This is a genomic window from Blastopirellula marina DSM 3645 (assembly GCF_000153105.1).
GTDB classification, from domain to species: domain Bacteria; phylum Planctomycetota; class Planctomycetia; order Pirellulales; family Pirellulaceae; genus Blastopirellula; species Blastopirellula marina.
The window spans coordinates 1,429,548-1,445,588 of record NZ_CH672377.1 but is presented as its reverse complement, the minus strand read 5'-3'; the positions used below and the strand labels follow the sequence as shown (position 1 = coordinate 1,445,588).

The following is a 16,041-nucleotide window of genomic DNA, read 5'->3' as shown; positions in this document are numbered from 1 at the left end:
CTCTCTCGGCTTCCGCAAATTTAGTGAAGGTAGATCAGCTCGCTGGTGTTCAGCAGCACGCGGCACAGGGCCGGCAGGCCATGTTCGCCTGCCAAAGAGATGCAGGCCTTGGTCTCGGCTTCGGTGGGGCTGCGACCGTAGCAAAGTTCGTAGGCGCGATGGACCTGCTGTTGCGGATCGTCGCCGGCTTCGGTCTGCAGGCGCTCGGCCAGAAACTGCGCCATATCGAGCGTAAAGTCATGGTTCAACATCGTGAGCGCTTGGAGCGGCGTCGTCGTCTCGTCACGGCGCGGCGCCGAGAAGGCGCAGTCAGGACTGTCGAACTCGGTCATCAGGTCGATGCGCGCCGCTCTGGCGTTGTGATGATAAACCGCGCGGCGATAGGTCGATGCGTCATGCTCGTCTAGCGGCACGTAGGTCGCTACGTTGTCTTGCAAGTATTGGTAAAGCCGGAAGCCGGGGCCCCCCATTTCGAGATTGAGCTTTCCGGCGATCTGCAGGATCACGTCACGAACTTCTTCGGCCGAAAGTCTTCGGGGGGAAAACCTCCAGAGCAGACGCGCGTCTCCATCCACCTGGCTCGCTGCGGTGCGATGCTCGCTCGATTGCTGATAGGTTTGCGAGAGCATGATCTGGCGATGGAGCGGTTTTAGACGCCAATCATTTTTGACCAATTCAGCGGCGAGCCATTCCAGCAGTTCTGGGTGCGAAGGTCGTCCTCCCATATAGCCAAAATCATTGGGCGTATTGACGATGCCGGTCCCAAAATGATGCTGCCAAATACGATTGGCCAACACGCGCTGCGGCAAGGGATTTTGCGGATCGACGATCCAGTTGGCCAACTGCAGCCGGCGCTCAGATTCGGCGGCGTCCTGGGGAAGTTCGTACTTAGGCGCCGAGTCGGCCAGTCCCGAGAGACTGCCTGCGGTCACTTCGTCAGCGGGACGTTGGGGACTGCCGCCGATGAAGAGATGGAACGGCCCAGGCGCCGCGCTGCGATTGCCGACCCACCAAACCGGCAACGCCGGAACCTGATTGATCGCTTTGTTCACCGCGGCTAGTTCTGTTTCAAGTTCTTGACTGCGAGCGCGATCTTCGTCGGTCAGTTCGGCTGCTAGTAATCGCTTGCGACGATGCGCGTCGTTGACCGGTTGGCGATTGTAAGAGTTGGCGACTTCGGTCCAGTTTTCACCATCGACCGAGACGAGAATCCGGTACTCGCTGACAAAGTTGGCGACTCCATGGCTGGGAGCGGCGTCAGGACGATCGCTCGAAAAGAGGATTCGATCGACCGTTTGCGGTTCCGCCAAGGTGATGGTCAATTGCGGGCCTGACGCGAGCCAACGCGCCCCAAATTTGCCATCGATGGTCAGCGCGGCGCTATAAGCGCCGTCAAAGTCACCGGCGCTGCGTGAGCTGCCGACCGCCGTCGAACCGGCAGACGATAACGCGATGTTTTGCGAGTTTTCGCCGGTGGTCCAGATTTCAAATTCGTCAATTCCGTAACCACTTTTGGAATTCGGATCGCGCTCTTGTCCCTCGACTTCCAGCCGTATCATCTTGGCCAACACCGGGGCGAATTTCTCTTCGGTCGATTGACGCGAGATCGCTGGGCGAGACCAGAGCTGGGCGTAATGCTCTTTTTGAGATTCGCCGCGCGCGATAGCGAGCTTCTTGACGTCGTCGCGCTGGCGTGTGAGCTCGGCCTGTTGCTTTTTCAGGTCGCCTAGTTGGCGATCCCTTTCTTGTCGTTGTTCTGAGGTGGCGACGGCGCGTTCGCCATGTTTGACGCCAGCGAACGTCGCGTACATTGCGTAGTAGTCGCGCTGTGAGATCACATCGAACTTGTGATCGTGACAGCGAGCGCAGCCAATCGTCAAACCCAGAAAAGCTTCGCTCGAAGCGCGAATGATCTCATCGATCGTATTTGCCCGAATCTGGGCCGCTTGCGCCGGATCTTGGTTACCGACGTCGTCGTAGGGGCCCGCCACCAGAAAGGCCGAACCGACTTCGACCTGCGGCGTGTTAGGCGCGATCACGTCGCCGGCCAAATGCTCGCGAATGAACTGATCAAACGGTTTGTCTTCGTTGATCGAGCGAATCACATAGTCACGAAATGGCCAGAGATTGGTGATGATCTGATTTCGCTCGAAACCGCGGCTTTCACCAAAGCGAATGACATCCAGCCAGTGCCGGCCCCAGCGCTCTCCATAACGGGGCGAAGCGAGCAGGCGATCGATCAATTGCGGATAGGCGTCGGGAGAATCGCTGGCGACAAACGTATCAATTTCTTCCGCCGTAGGAGGCAACCCGGTCAGGTCAAAGGTCGCGCGGCGAATTAACGTGCGGCGATCGGCGGGGGAGTTGGGTTTTAGATTTGCTTCCGACAGCTTGGCCCAGACGAAGCGGTCGATCGGATTTTGTCGCCAAGCTGCGGGGGCTGCGGCGACTTCCGGCGGATGGATATCGGCCAATGGTTGCAGCGACCACCAGGAGCGATCTGCTTTGGAAGCTTCCCGAATGACAAATCCGTCAGGCCAGACGGCGCCTTGTTCGATCCAGCGTCGCAGCAGCGCCACTTCGGGCTCCGCCAACGCGTCGCCCAGTTTAGGCATGGCGGCGGGATCATCGCCTGCGGGGGAGACGACCTCCAGCAGATAGCTGCCGGCAGGATCTCCCGGAACGACATAACCGTTGGCCAGCAGATCCTCGGGACCAGCCAGCGAGAGTTCTCCCTTTTTGATATTCGGAGAATGACACGAGACGCACCGCTGCGAGAGCAACGGCGCTACCTCTTGTTCAAAGTCGACCGGAGCTTTTTTTTCGGCCGCGTTGAGGAGGGAGAAACTGAGGGCAATTGCAGCAAGCGTCGTGAAGCAAAGGGGGCGGGATTTCACGGGCGATTCGCTCTTTAAGAGGAAACGGCTTGGCGGGTGAGGAAGGATTCGCGACGGTCGGCCGCGATTTCTTGGGGATCAAACAAGTCGGCGATCAGCGCCTGGACCGAGGTTTCGATGTGATAGGCCATGGCGGCGGCAGCTTTTTCAGGATCACCGGCCGACATGGCGCGAACGATCGCCAAATGTTCGGCGTTCTCGTTCATTTCGGCATAGTTGTCGCGAGACGAACGCCGCATATGGCGCGCGTCGCGCAGCGTACGGAACAAGATTTTGTAACGCCCGATTTCGTAAGCCAGACGCTCGCTGCCGCAGCGCTCGGCGATCAGCTCATGCAGCTGCGAATCTTGCTCGCGCGTTTTTTGCGACCAGCGTTTGTTGCGTTTGGCGGTATCGAGCTCGGCGAATTGCGACTCCAGCAATTCCAGTTCAAACGGCGCGATGCGGCCGCATACCGAACGAACCGCTTCGCATTCCAAGATGCGGCGAACCTGGCAAATCTCTTCGACCTGTCGCGGGCCAAAGGAGCGCAGGACGGCGCCTCGATTGGGCTGAAGTTCGACAACGCCGATCCCCGCTAGTTCGACCAACGCCTCACGAACCGGCGTGACGCTAACTTCAAACTGTTCGGCCAAATGCTCCAGTCGCAGACGTTGCCCAGGAGCAAACTTACCTTCAAACAGGACCAGCAAGATATCGGCCACGAGCTTTTGTCGTCGGGCCCCATGTTGGATATCGTTTCCACTTGCCACGAGAGATCTCGAACTAAAATGAGGTTGAACCGTCAAAGGTTTGACGATATCGACAGACTGAATTTTATACAATCGGGGGCGATGCTTCAATCGTTTTCTGGAAAAGTTGGTGATTTACCCTATTCATTCGGAAGTGAATCATCTCCCCGCAAATCGCAAAGCATCTGCACGTGTTGTTGTAGCAATAAAAAAAGAGACGCTCCCGCCTGAGGAGCGTCTCTTTTGCGTTCGCGAGTGAATCGATCAATCGTCGCCGACAGCAACTAGTCCACAACGGGAGGGATCGGCGGAGCTTCCATCGCCGACAGTTGGCCGTCGAATGTAGGGGCAGGACCGACTCCGGCGAGCGGAGACTCGCTGGGGCACGCGCCCATGCTGGGGCAGACCGCAGCTTCGCTGCAGCATGCAGAAGTTTCAACCAAGCCGGTGCTGGCGCTATGTTGGCAGCTTGAGTTTTGCACGAACGTGCAACTGTGCGCCGCTTCTTCTGGCAATAGAAACGACAGTGCGTTGGCGACTTCGGGAACATATTGCGCGGCGAACAGCGTACCCGCACAAAGTGTAAAGAAGGAGTAGAGAACGAGTTTACAAGTGAATCCAAACCAGTTGCGACCTTGAGGCGCATCGGCTACACGAGAATCATCGGCGTGCTCGGGACTTGCTTCCGTTTGAGTCATCGGCTTCGGCTCCCTGGGGATTTGGGCAGAAGGAAAGGTAAAGTGATGATTCCTGTTATTGGCGCGCGGCGACCGCTGCGATAGTGAATTGGCACACGCTCGCCGCGGAATCGTCGAAATTTCACAAACGCAACGGCAAGAGCGTCGATGGGGGGCCGAAATCGCGGATGCGAAATTCAATCTGCCTTAGTTAGGCAGGTTAGAGACTTCGATCGATCGCCCGTTGCTGGCCTCAAAGCGATGTTCTTTCGGCCAGAAATGAATCGTCCCGGCCGAAGCTGTTTGACGCGGTGCGCCCAATTGCTGTTGATAAGATAGCTGCGCCGCCGATCGCCCGCTTCCATGGAGGACGATCATCTCTTTCGAGTTGGAATAGGTAAATCGCTCGCCGGTCGCCGAAAAGAGCCGCCCCCGCACGTTGGCGTTGCCAACGGCCATCATTTCGATCGACTCTGCGGCGCCGCCGGGAGACTTGATCTGCGCGATGGTCAGCTCTTCGCAAGTCAGTTCGACATCGGTTTCGCGCATTCCTTGGAGTGCGTTGGCGGCGATCGAATCGCCCCAATTGCTTACGGGGCCATAAATCGCGGGGTGCACATCGCGGAAAGCGATTTGGCGTCGATAGATGTTGCCCATCACCCCTTGGCGGAAATTGACTTCGACAAAGGTCAACTGTTCGCTCGACGGGGCCGGGGCGCCGGTCGGTTGCAGCTTTGTCTCCAAGCCGACAAACCCAAACCGCGTGCTGCGCGCCGAGCCGGCGCCGCTGACCAGAATATCGCCGGTTTGGTGGTCGATGCTTAGGTTGTCGGCTTTCATTTCATCCAAGCTCAGCAACTTCCCTTGCTGCACCGTCGGATTGTAGGCGTTGAACCCTTGCTTGCATTCAATGCGGCGGACGCTGGGATTGCGGCTTTGTCCTAACTGGCGGAAGTCGATGGATTGATCCAGCACAACTTCCAATCGACCCGTGTTCAGCTGACGCTGTTCGGTCACCATGCCCAGCCGTCCCTTTTGGAATTGCATCGGGCGCCCGCGCACGGCCACGTTACGATCAAAGATGATTCGGTCCCCAATCACCTCCAAACTTCCTTGCCAGGTGACGGTATAAATCTCGGGCAGCGCCAGCTTTCGCCCTTCAAAATCACGATCCATTGGCAATAGTAACTCGCCGGGACCTTGCGAGAAGACGCGATTGCGGGCCTGATCCATTTGCAGGTGATTGCTAAAGAGCTGAATGCCGCGACCAGAAATCATGCCGGGCGCGCCAACGACATGCGCATAAGCGTTGGGAGACGAAGCATGCTCGATCTGAATAACATCACCAGTCACGACTAGCGGCGGTTTATTGGGTTCGGTCGAGAGCGTCTCTTTCACTTCGACATGTCCAGAGATGGTCGCGTTTTCGACCAGCATTTCTTCGGCCATGCGCATGAAGACCAACTGAATCAAATCGCCGGTCATGTCAAATTTGGTCGTCGGCGGTTGGGTCGGCTCGACTTGCCCACCGATCGCCATCGGCTTTAAAGGTGACGGTTGTGAGTTGCGCCGGAGAGTTACTGGGGAGCCAGTCTGGGTCGGGATCGCGGTGTTGGGCTCTCCACGTACGATCGACATCGTTTGTGCATCTGGCTGATCCAGCGTGAGCGCCGCGTTGAGTTCGGGATACTGGAACCAAGCTTTTAGTTCTTTCGTTTTGCCGTTGAGTTGCGGCGAACGAATATTGACCCGGCCGCTCGCGTGCATGCGATCGGCGAGTAGCTGTTTGTCACGTTTACCAGGAATTCCGAGCGACCGAATCCAAATATAAAGGTTGTCCGCTTGAAGTTCCCCGCGACCTTCGACTCCGGCCGATACGTCGCCGGCCAAGGTCATGACGTGCTCGCCAGAATCATTCGGCTCGACGCGTAACTGGTCGCGCCAACCGACCGTGATCGCGTCACCCGACTTGTTGTCTTTGCCCAGGTTGCCGTGAAACGTGCCGGGACCGGCGGCCCAGAGTCGCCCTAGTTCACGACTGTTTTCGGCCATTTCGTACTGAACGTTGGGAGACCGCACGACCCACTGGTCTTTGGCGAGTTCGGTGTTCTGATCGCCGCTCGCTTCGATGCGTCGTCGCACGACGTCATAGATAAACTGCTTCGCCGACGCTCTGGCGCCGGCGCTGGGGGCCTGTAAGGTGGCCGGCGCACCGACGGCGACCAGTCGTTGAACTTTGAGCTTGCTTGCTGATTCAGAATCGTCCGTCGCCGGTTTGGCGGCGGCGACCTGGTCTTCTTCGGTAAAGTAGATCTCGATCAAATCGCCGCGCAGCTGATCGGGCGTGGTCGCCGCCGTCGGTCGGGTAACGACGACGCGCTCCCGAAAGCTGGCGATTTTGAGCGCCGCGTCAAACAAAAAGGGGCCGTTGCAGGTGATCTCAAGCGGCGCCGAACTTTCGTTGCCGGCATTGGGGCCGGCGCCGATCGAGTCGCTCAAGCCGTTTTGCAGCGCGATCTGGATGCGATCCACATGATTGAGCTGCAGCGACTGCAAGCCGCCGATGGCCGAAGTGCTTTGCCCAGGCTTCTTTTCCGACTCGTCCAACTTGGCGATCAAGTGTCGACCGCTGCCGGAACTGCCGCCGTAGCGAAACTGAATCGGCGCTTTGGTTTCGATCCAGCCGGGATGCAAGTCGACGTCACGCGTTTTGATCGCGACTCCGTTCATCGCTTTGGGAGAAGAGGGCTCGCGGCGGATCGTGACTTCGCCGTCCAGGCGACCTCCATCGAGCTGGCCGATCTTGCCGAACGACAAGTTCAACTCGCTAAAGTGCAAAACCGCTTCTTTTCCTTCCAGGATCAGTGGAGGTTCATTCAGACGCTGTTGGCGATCATCGGTCGAAAAGACCAGGATCGTCACCGGCTCTAGTCTCAACCGATTCGATTCCAGCTCTTTAAAGTCACGCATCAATAGCATGATGCGATTGCTTTCTAGGACTTTGGTTCGACCTAGCTGCCAAGAACCGGGGGGAAACAGTTTCGCGAGAAACTCTTTTTGCTGACCGACGATATCCGGCGTGAGATAGGTTTGATCGTCACCGGGACGCCGTCGAAGATTGGGCTCAATCCAGGGTACGACTAGCACGGTGTAGAGAAAGTACGTGCCGACGACGACGGCGATGCTGATCGCGATTCGCTTTGTTTTGTTCCACATCGCGCTGTCGTCGTCTTACGTCGAAATGGTTGAGTTGGAAATGAAAAAAACGAAAAGCGTTGATCCGTGGATCAACAGCGGTGAGCGTTAAAAACTGCGGACAATATCGGCCCAGCGTCCTTGCGCTTTCAGAATCAGCTCGACCAGTTCGCGGACGGCGCCGCGTCCGCCTGGTGATTGAGTTACATAGTCGGCCGCATCACGCAGTTCGGCCGCCGCGTCTTGGACGGCGACGCCGAGTCCAGCCATGCGAACCACCGGCAAATCGGGCAAATCGTCGCCGATATAGGCCAACTGCTGACTCGTCAGGCCAAACTGCTCGAGTAGGTCATTGGCGACCGACAGTTTGTCTTCGATCCCTTGTCGCACGACGTCGATTCCTAACTCCGACGAGCGCAGGCGAACCGTTTGCGAGTTTCGCCCGGTAATGATCCCAAAGCGAAAGCCTGCTTTGCGCCATACTTTGACGCCGAGTCCGTCGCGAATATGGTACTGCTTCGCTTCGATTCCTTCGTTATCCAACAAGACGCCGCCGTCGGTAAGGACGCCGTCTACGTCGGAGACGATCAGTTCAATCGATTTGCAGCGTTCTTCCAATTTCATCTACGCATCGCTTCCGTTCTGGTTCGGAAAAGGGACGGTCCACGGCGTTTCCGGCTCAGCGATCGCCGTTTCGCCGCTAGGCGAAGACGCCGCCAAGTCGACCAGATCGGTGATGTCTAACATGCCGATTGGTTCGCCGGTATCATTGATCACCGGCAGTTCGCTGATCTTCGATTTGGCGATCGCAGAGAGCGCTTCTAGAACGCGGACGCCGCTGGTGACTGTTTTTGGAGATTGGGTCATCACGATCGAGATTGGTTGATCGAGCAGTTCGGTGCGGCCGGTTTCAAAAATACGAGCCAGATCGCTGTCGGTGAAAATTCCCGCCAGCTTTCCCTGCTCGTCGACCAGCATGATGGCGCCGGTGCGACGACCTGGTCGACAGGCGCTTACAAAGACATCGCGCACGAGTTGATCGTAGCGGGAGATGCGACATTCGGTGAGCGGACGCATCACATCTTCGACCAGCGCCAACTTGCGTCCCAAGCTGCCGCCGGGATGATAGCGGGCGAAATCTTCAGGACGGAATCCGCGTCGCCAACTGCAGGTGAGCGCCAACGCGTCGCCGAGGGCCAACATCGCCGCCGTGCTCGTGCTGGGCGCCAAGCGATTGGCGCCGGCTTCGACGATTGGGCCTAAGGGCAATACGATCTTGGCTGCGCGAGCTAGCGTGTTGTTTTCGTTGGCAGTGACTGCCACGATTTGGGCGCCCAGCGACTTCAAGCAAGGGATCAGACGAACGATCTCGTCGGTCTCGCCGCTTTGCGAAAATGCGAGGACGACGTCTTTCTCGTCGACGCGTCCTAGATCGCCGTGAATCGCCTCCGCAGGATGAAGAAAATGACTGGGAGTTCCGGTCGATGCAAAGGTGGCCGCTATTTTTTGACCGATTAGACCTGCTTTACCCATGCCGGTGACGATGATATCGCCGGGACATTGCATGACTAGATCAAGCGCCTGACCAAATCGGGCGTCGAGTCGCTCGGCGATTGCCGAGAGAGCAGCTGCTTCTTGCTGGATAATCGTGCGACCAAACCGCAGAACTTCTTCCTGCGGAGTTTCTGCCGTCAGTCGTAGGGCGGCGCCATCCATGGCAATTTCCCAACGAGTTAAGGGGATTTTTATATTCTACCGCAACTTGCGCGGCGTGTAGCGGGTTGATTCTAGGGAGGTTCTGCGAACAGAGCAACGTCGAAGCGTGTCTCAAGAAGAGACATGCTTCTCAATTCGAGGCGCTTTCCGGCGAATAGCTGGACGTAATTACAGGAGTTAGCGATAAATTCGGCGGATTTGGAAGAATTGGCCCGAATTTCGCAACGATAGAACTGTTTGCGGCGTCCTAACTATAGCGGCAGGGCGCCTGTGACCCAAACACCCAGCTTGATAATGTAAAACCGGCGCCGGTTTGCGATGGATCGCGACGGGGAAAGTCCCAGGGCGCCTGAACGTTGCCTCAAAAGCGCAATGAACCCCTTCGACGATCGGAGGGGAGAGGTTGAAGAAAACGATGGTAACACTCTCAAGACTCGGCCCATTTGCGCTGGAGAACCGTCTCGACCGTCGACACGACACCGAGATATTTCGCGCGATTCATCTAAAACAACATCGCCAGGCGGCGATTCAAATCTTGCCGGCCCGCTATGCGGCAGATCCGGTGGGCCGCAAGCAATTGCAGGCGCGCAGCGAGCTGCTCCGCAAACTGAATCATCCGAATATTGTCCGCTGCTACGGCGCCGGAATCGACGAGTCGACCGCATTTCTGGCGATGGAGCTGGTCGAGGGGGAATCGTTCGCTCAGTTTATGGATGACCGGATGACGATGCTGTGGGGCGTCGTTCTCGACATCGCTCAGCAGATTTGTGCGGGAATGGAATTTGCCCACTCGCGCGGCATCTGTCATTTGCGACTCAATCCTTGTTGCGTGTTGTTGGCCGGCGAAGGATTGAAGCACCCCGATCTTCCGCTCGAAGTGAAACTGACCAATTTTTGGGCCGGCGTCGCTTGGAGTAAAGAACCGATGGCCGAGCCGACGCGGGAGAATCAGCAATATCTCGCGCCAGAGCAGTTCGATCCGCAAGAGAACCTGGACGCGCGCACCGACATTTTCTCGTTGGGGTGTATCCTGTATCGCGCACTTTCCGGGCGTGTGCCGTTTCCACTTCAAGATGATGACGCTCCAGGATCGGTCGCTCGATTTGCGATCGAAGCGCCGCGTGTTGCGAGTTTGGCGCTGGATTGTCCGATTTGGCTCGATCGCGTCATCATGCAGATGATTGAAATCGATCCGGAGAAACGGATCGCTTCGATGGAAGCGGTCGCATCGGCGCTGCGAGAAACTCGCTCGGCGGTAGCCGCCGGGACCAGTTCGCTCGAACATGCCGTGGTTGGCAATGCCGGCCGCAACAGCAACATCGCGACCGGCGTCGCCAAAGAAGACGCCCGGCGATTGCTCAAACAAAAGAAATCGAAGGGGCCCTTGGGACCGTTTTACGAACGCCCCTGGTTTCTGCTCGCCTGTCTGTTGTTGGTATTTGCGACCATCGGCTTCGCTTTTTTGCCGATGTCGGAACAGCAGATGTTCGATCGCGGCGCGGCGCTGATGAAGACGGACAATGAGACCGACTGGAAGCGAGCCGAAGAAACCTATCTGTTACCGCTAGTAGAGCAATACCCAGACACCGAACTTGCCGCCGAAGCCCAAGTCTATCTCGATCAAATCTGGATTCGAAATGCAGAAGCACGCTTGCGCAACAAAGAACGAGGCAACGGCCGCGAGTACAGCAACACCGGCGAAGCGATGTTAGGGTCGGCGCGCAACCGAGAAGCGATCGGCAGTCAGTTAGGCGCCTGGGAACGCTACGATGCGATGATCGCTCAACTCCACCCCGGCTCGCGGGAAGAACGACCTTACTTTCTGATCGCCCAGCAAGAGCTGGAAAAGCTCCGAAATCGCAAGGTGGAAGCGGACATCGAAGTGCTGTCGGTCGACGAGTACCTCGATATTGCCGAGAAGGCGATCAGCAAAGGAGATCGCGAACAGGCCCGGCTGATTTATCGCCGGATCATCTCCCTTTACGATCAGCATCCAAAATTGTACGACGAAGTTCAATCGGCCAAGCAAGGGCTGCAAATGCTGGGCTCTTCGTAGTCGCTATCTCTTCCCTTTCCGTCCAGACTGCCAATCCGGCCAAAAGTCGATTCGCTTCCCCAGGATTGCTAGCTTTTCGTAGTCGTTGTAACCCGGCAATGACGCTCTCTTATCGCTGATTGCTCCCCCCCGTCAGCGTCGCCGCAACTATTGACGAAAATGCGCACACAAAGACAATGGAGGCGCCCTCCTTCCACTGGAATTATCCAGATTCCATCTGTTTACCCACCACCTGTAGGTTGCTGGAACTGCAAGTTATTGCGGTGCTCGTGACCAAAGTCTATCCATATGCATTATTTTTCTTCCTCGATCGCGTCTGGCGTTGTTCGCGCCGCGTTGTTTGGCGGGCTGATCATGATGATCGGCGCCGGCCGTGCGCCGGCGGAAGAAGCGTCCAGCATTGATTTCGCCGCCGCCCAAAAGCTGCTTGCAACTTCGTGCGCCGACTGTCATGGCGGTGCGGAAGGGGAAGGGGGCTTCTCCCTCAGCAAAATCGCCGATTCGGGGGCGCTCGGATCGCACTATGACGAGTGGATGAAATTAAGGCAGCGATTGGCGGATCACTCGATGCCGCCCCATGATGCGGAGCCGATGGATAGCGCCGCTCGGTTGCAGTTGGTGAATTGGATTAAGCAAGCGACGCGAGACGCGATTCGCCAACAGGGAGAACTCGCCGGTCCGCCGCTCTTTCGCCGGATGGCCGCGCATGAGTATTCCAATACCGTTCGTGACTTGCTGGGGATTCATTTCGACGCCGGCAATGGTCTGCCGCAAGATCCGGCCGGAGGTGAAGGTTTTAACAACGCCAGCGAGACGTTGATTATCTCGCCGATCCATGCCGAGAAATATGTCGAAGCGGCGACGACCGCGCTCGACTACGCCGCCCACGATTCCCGAGCGCGAAATCGCTTGTTGCGCCATCGGCCCAGTGACAAACGATCCGAGCAGGAAGCGGCTCGGCAAAACCTGCGTGAGTTCGCTGATCGCGCCTTTCGGCGGCCGGCGACCGACGAGGAAGTCGCCGCGATCGTTCAGACGTATGACAAGGCTCGTGAGTCGGGACTCGATTTCGATTCGGCCTGTTTTTACGCGCTGCGCGGCGTGTTGATCTCTCCCAATTTTCTGTTCCTTATCGAGGACGCGCCAAGCGAGCCCAACAAGTCGGTTCCGCTTTCCAATCATGAATTGGCGTCACGGCTCAGCTACTTTCTTTGGGCGACGACTCCTGATCAAAAACTGCGCGAAGCGGCTTCCGCCGGCAAGTTGCAAGATCCAGAAGAACTGCGTCGCCAAGCGATCCGGATGATTCAGGAAAACGGGACTCACCTCAACGATTCGCTCACCCATTTTGTGGGGCAATGGTTAGGGACCGCCGACTTGGGACATTCCAAGCAAATCGATCACGAGTTGCATCCCTCGCTGAAGGACCATCATGTCGCGGCGTTGCGTGATCAGCCGGTCGAAGTCTTTAAGTCCATGCTGAAAGAGAATGAGAGTTTGTTGAGCCTGATCGACGCCGATTGGACCTTTCTAAATAACGAGCTTTGTGAGATCTATAAGATCGACCGAAGCAAGTTGAAAGGAGAGCTCAACTCGCGACTGCAGCGCTATCCGCTGCCCGATGACTATCGGTATCGCGGCGGGATCCTTGGCGCAGGAGGCGTCATGGCGGTCGCTTCGTATCCTCGTCGCAGCAGTCCGGTGCTTCGCGGCGTCTGGGTATTGGACAAGCTGCTGGGAGTCGAGCTTCCCCCTCCGCCGGCCAACGTGCCGGCGCTCGAAGAATCAAAAGATGTCGCCCAGGCGCTCACGTTGCGAACTCGGCTAGAGCAGCATCGTGCGAATCCCTCTTGCGCGACGTGTCACGATCGGATTGATCCGATCGGGTTCGCGTTAGAGAACTTCAACGAAATCGGCCGTTGGCGCGACAAAGACGATGGCGGCAAGATTGATCCGCTGGCGGTCTTGGCGAATGGCGAGCAGATCGATGGCCAAACGGGACTCAAGCAATATTTGCTGGAGAACAAAGAACCATTCATCCGGCATCTGACCCAAAAAATGCTGGGCTACGCTTTGGCGCGCGGACTGCAGTCGAGCGACGTTGCGACGGTCGAATCGATCGTCGAGCGGCTGCAAACAAATGAATATCGATCCCAAGAATTGGTGCTCGCCATTGTGACGAGCGAACCCTTTCGTCAGAAGAGAATAACGCAATGAAGACGCGAAGAATAACTCGCAGAACTGTCTTGCGCGGCGCCGGCGCCGCGTTGGCGTTGCCTTGGCTCGAAGCGATGGGTTCGGCGCATGCCGGCGGCGATCCCACAGGCGTCGCTCCCCAGCGTTTTGCTGCGCTCTTCTTTCCGAACGGCGTGCGCCAAGAAGTTTGGACTCCGACAGAGACCGGCGTCGGCTACTCGTTGCCGCGGCAGTTAGAGCCTTTGGCGAGCGTAAAAGAGGAGGTCTCGGTCGTGTCCGGCTTGTGGAACGAAGCCAGTGGCAACACCGGCGACGGTCACTATGTGAAAGACGCCGCATGGCTGACAGGAACGACGATTACCAAGACGACCGGCGTCAATCTCAACAGCGGCGGCCGATCTGCCGACCAAATCGCAGCCGAACTGCTAGGCAAATACACGCCGCTGCCGTCCATGGAACTGGGGACCGAACCAGTCAGTTCCGGCGTGGACGGCACGGTCGGCTATACCCGCGTCTATGGCGCTCACATCGCCTGGCGAACGCCGACGCAACCATTGGCGAAAGAGATCAATCCTCGTCTTGCTTTTGACCGCATGACGTTGATCGCCAGCGGCAAAGCGGAGGGGCGCTCGAACCGCCCGCTGTTGGATCGCGTCAGCGAAGAGGCCCATTCGCTGCGCAACAAATTGGGCGGCAATGATCGTCATCGTTTGGAGCAATATCTCGAGTCGGTCCGTTCGCTGGAGAAGCGACTAGAGATGATTGAGTCGACGTCGCAAAACGCTTGGCAATCCAAGGTCGACTTTTCTAGTCGAGCCGCTCCTGCCGGAGATCCGAAAGATCATGTCGAACGGACGCGGCTGATGCTGGATATGATTGCGCTCGCTCTTGAAGCCGACATCACGCGCGTCTGCACTTTTATGTTTGGCAACTCGGTCAGCTCGATCAATTTCTCGTTTCTCGATGGAGTCGAAGGCGCGCATCACGAGTTGTCGCACCACCAAGGGAAAGAAGAGAAGCTGGCGCAGTACGAGTTGATCGCGAAGTGGCACGTCGCCCAGTATGTTTATCTGCTAGAGAAGCTCCGTTCGATTCCGGAGGGGGAGGGCAACGTCCTCGACAACAGCGCCATCCTGTTTGGTTCGGCCCTGCGCGACGGAAACTCGCACAGCCCGCACGATCTGCCGTTGTTGGTCGGAGGAAACGCGGGAGGGCGGTTGAAGCAAGGACAGCATATCGCATCCACACGCGATAATCCGATGGCCAACTTGTTGCTGACATTGCTGCAGGCCGTCGGTTCGCCGGTGAAGCACTTTGCCGACTCGTCAGGGCCGATCGAGCAGATGTTAGCTTAGCCCTGGTCAATTATTGGGGGATTGTCCTGCGTCAGCGCTTAGGTGAATATCCAATAGCGGCGCATCGCGTCTGAATCGAAAGGCGCGCCGCCGCCGCTTGTTTTGGATTCGCCCACAGTTGACCAGGAGGAATTCCCGATGTCTGACGTGATCCATGCCTACGCTGCATTGTCATCTGGCGCCGCGCTAGAGCCATTCGAATACGATCCCGGCCCGCTGCTCGACAATCAGGTTGAGGTCGCCGTCACCCACTGCGGCATTTGCCACTCTGATTTGTCGATGGTGGAGAACGAGTGGGGAATGACCGCGTTTCCCCTGGTTCCTGGGCACGAAGCGTCTGGCGTTGTCGCCGCGATCGGCTCGCAAGTCAAAGGCTTGAAGATCGGTCAACGCGTCGGCGTTGGTTGGCAAGCAGGCAGTTGTATGTCGTGCCCGCAATGCTTGGGCGGCGACCACAACTTATGCGCCCAGTCAGCGGCGACAATCGTTGGGCGTCACGGCGGCTTTGCGGATCGCGTGCGCTGCGATTGGCAGTTTGCGATCCCGCTTCCCGATTCGTTGGCAGCGGCGGATGCGGGCCCGCTGTTTTGCGGCGGCGTGACGGTCTTCAATCCGATGTTGCAATACGGTTTGCTGCCGATGCATCGGATCGGGGTGATCGGCATCGGCGGCCTTGGCCACATGGCGCTGCAATTCGCCAACAAATGGGGGTGTGAAGTAACGGCGTTTACTTCCAGCGATTCAAAGCGCGAAGAAGCGCTGCAGTTGGGCGCTCATCACGTGGTGAATTCACGCGATTCTGACGCGATGGCCAAGTTAGCCGGTTCCCTCGACTATATTCTCTCGACCGTCAACGTGCCGCTCGACTGGCCGGTGATCTTGAACGCTCTCGCGCCCAAGGGAAAACTGATGGTTGTCGGCGCCGTGCTCGAGCCGATTCCGATTCCGGCGATGTCGATTATTATGGCCCAGCGATCGGTTTGCGGTTCACCGATTGGCAGTCCCACGACGATCGCCAAGATGCTCGATTTTAGCGCGCGTCACAAGATTGCCCCGCAGATCGAGACCTTCCCGATGTCGAAGGTCAACGACGCCCTGGAGCATCTGAAGGCCGGCAAAGCGCGTTACCGTATCGTGCTGGAAAACGACATCGCGAAGTAGCCGGAATCCATCCACAGACGATCAACAAGTTATCCCCAAGCGAGCGAGAAAATGCCG

At 57.6% G+C, this 16,041-nt stretch carries 10 protein-coding genes; 4 read left to right on the top strand and 6 right to left on the bottom strand.

Features of this window, described 5'->3' with window-relative positions:
* Positions 1-20: 20 nt before the first annotated feature.
* The 6 genes from DSM3645_RS24900 to DSM3645_RS24875 all read right to left on the bottom strand — a co-directional run bounded on the left by DSM3645_RS24900 (position 21) and on the right by DSM3645_RS24875 (position 9,216).
* Positions 21-2,897: a DUF1553 domain-containing protein gene (locus tag DSM3645_RS24900; protein ID WP_002655402.1), complete on the bottom strand. Its 2,877-nt coding sequence runs from the start codon at positions 2,895-2,897 to the stop codon at positions 21-23.
* Between the two features lie 14 nt (positions 2,898-2,911).
* Positions 2,912-3,649: a GntR family transcriptional regulator gene (locus DSM3645_RS24895; RefSeq protein ID WP_116344568.1), complete on the bottom strand. Its 738-nt coding sequence runs from the start codon at positions 3,647-3,649 to the stop codon at positions 2,912-2,914.
* A 263-nt stretch (positions 3,650-3,912) separates the two neighbouring features.
* Positions 3,913-4,326 (bottom strand): hypothetical protein, encoded by a 414-nt coding sequence (locus DSM3645_RS24890; protein WP_002655400.1) that lies wholly within the window; start codon positions 4,324-4,326, stop codon positions 3,913-3,915.
* A gap of 186 nt (positions 4,327-4,512) precedes the next feature.
* Positions 4,513-7,521: a hypothetical protein gene (locus DSM3645_RS24885; RefSeq protein ID WP_002655398.1), complete on the bottom strand. Its 3,009-nt coding sequence runs from the start codon at positions 7,519-7,521 to the stop codon at positions 4,513-4,515.
* A gap of 87 nt (positions 7,522-7,608) precedes the next feature.
* On the bottom strand, positions 7,609-8,124 hold the full coding sequence (locus DSM3645_RS24880; RefSeq protein WP_002655396.1) for a KdsC family phosphatase: 516 nt from the start codon (positions 8,122-8,124) through the stop codon (positions 7,609-7,611).
* Positions 8,125-9,216: a KpsF/GutQ family sugar-phosphate isomerase gene (locus tag DSM3645_RS24875; protein ID WP_002655395.1), complete on the bottom strand. Its 1,092-nt coding sequence runs from the start codon at positions 9,214-9,216 to the stop codon at positions 8,125-8,127.
* Positions 9,217-9,631: 415 nt separating this feature from the next.
* Here DSM3645_RS24875 and DSM3645_RS24870 point away from each other — a divergent pair, with 415 nt between their 5' ends.
* The 4 genes from DSM3645_RS24870 to ahr all read left to right on the top strand — a co-directional run bounded on the left by DSM3645_RS24870 (position 9,632) and on the right by ahr (position 15,984).
* Entirely contained in the window at positions 9,632-11,272 is a 1,641-nt protein-coding gene (locus DSM3645_RS24870) for a serine/threonine-protein kinase (protein ID WP_040352996.1), read from the top strand.
* Positions 11,273-11,560: 288 nt separating this feature from the next.
* Positions 11,561-13,489, top strand: a complete 1,929-nt coding sequence (locus DSM3645_RS24865; protein ID WP_002655393.1) for a DUF1588 domain-containing protein — start codon at positions 11,561-11,563, stop codon at positions 13,487-13,489.
* Positions 13,486-14,823: a DUF1552 domain-containing protein gene (locus DSM3645_RS24860; protein WP_002655392.1), complete on the top strand. Its 1,338-nt coding sequence runs from the start codon at positions 13,486-13,488 to the stop codon at positions 14,821-14,823. The genes DSM3645_RS24865 and DSM3645_RS24860 overlap by 4 nt, the downstream gene beginning before the upstream one ends.
* A gap of 138 nt (positions 14,824-14,961) precedes the next feature.
* The gene (gene ahr, locus DSM3645_RS24855) at positions 14,962-15,984 is read left to right on the top strand and encodes an NADPH-dependent aldehyde reductase Ahr (RefSeq protein WP_002655391.1); all 1,023 of its coding nucleotides are present in this window, start codon (positions 14,962-14,964) and stop codon (positions 15,982-15,984) included.
* Positions 15,985-16,041 lie beyond the last annotated feature (57 nt).

What these genes read in the sequence shown, in the direction of transcription:
- DSM3645_RS24890 (WP_002655400.1), bottom strand. Translation starts at nt 4,326, where the DNA reads ATGACTCAAACGGAAGCAAGTCCCGAGCACGCCGATGATTCTCGTGTA.
- DSM3645_RS24885 (WP_002655398.1), bottom strand. Translation starts at nt 7,521, where the DNA reads ATGTGGAACAAAACAAAGCGAATCGCGATCAGCATCGCCGTCGTCGTC.
- DSM3645_RS24880 (WP_002655396.1), bottom strand. Translation starts at nt 8,124, where the DNA reads ATGAAATTGGAAGAACGCTGCAAATCGATTGAACTGATCGTCTCCGAC.
- DSM3645_RS24875 (WP_002655395.1), bottom strand. Translation starts at nt 9,216, where the DNA reads ATGGATGGCGCCGCCCTACGACTGACGGCAGAAACTCCGCAGGAAGAA.
- DSM3645_RS24870 (WP_040352996.1), top strand. Translation starts at nt 9,632, where the DNA reads ATGGTAACACTCTCAAGACTCGGCCCATTTGCGCTGGAGAACCGTCTC.
- DSM3645_RS24865 (WP_002655393.1), top strand. Translation starts at nt 11,561, where the DNA reads ATGCATTATTTTTCTTCCTCGATCGCGTCTGGCGTTGTTCGCGCCGCG.
- DSM3645_RS24860 (WP_002655392.1), top strand. Translation starts at nt 13,486, where the DNA reads ATGAAGACGCGAAGAATAACTCGCAGAACTGTCTTGCGCGGCGCCGGC.
- ahr (WP_002655391.1), top strand. Translation starts at nt 14,962, where the DNA reads ATGTCTGACGTGATCCATGCCTACGCTGCATTGTCATCTGGCGCCGCG.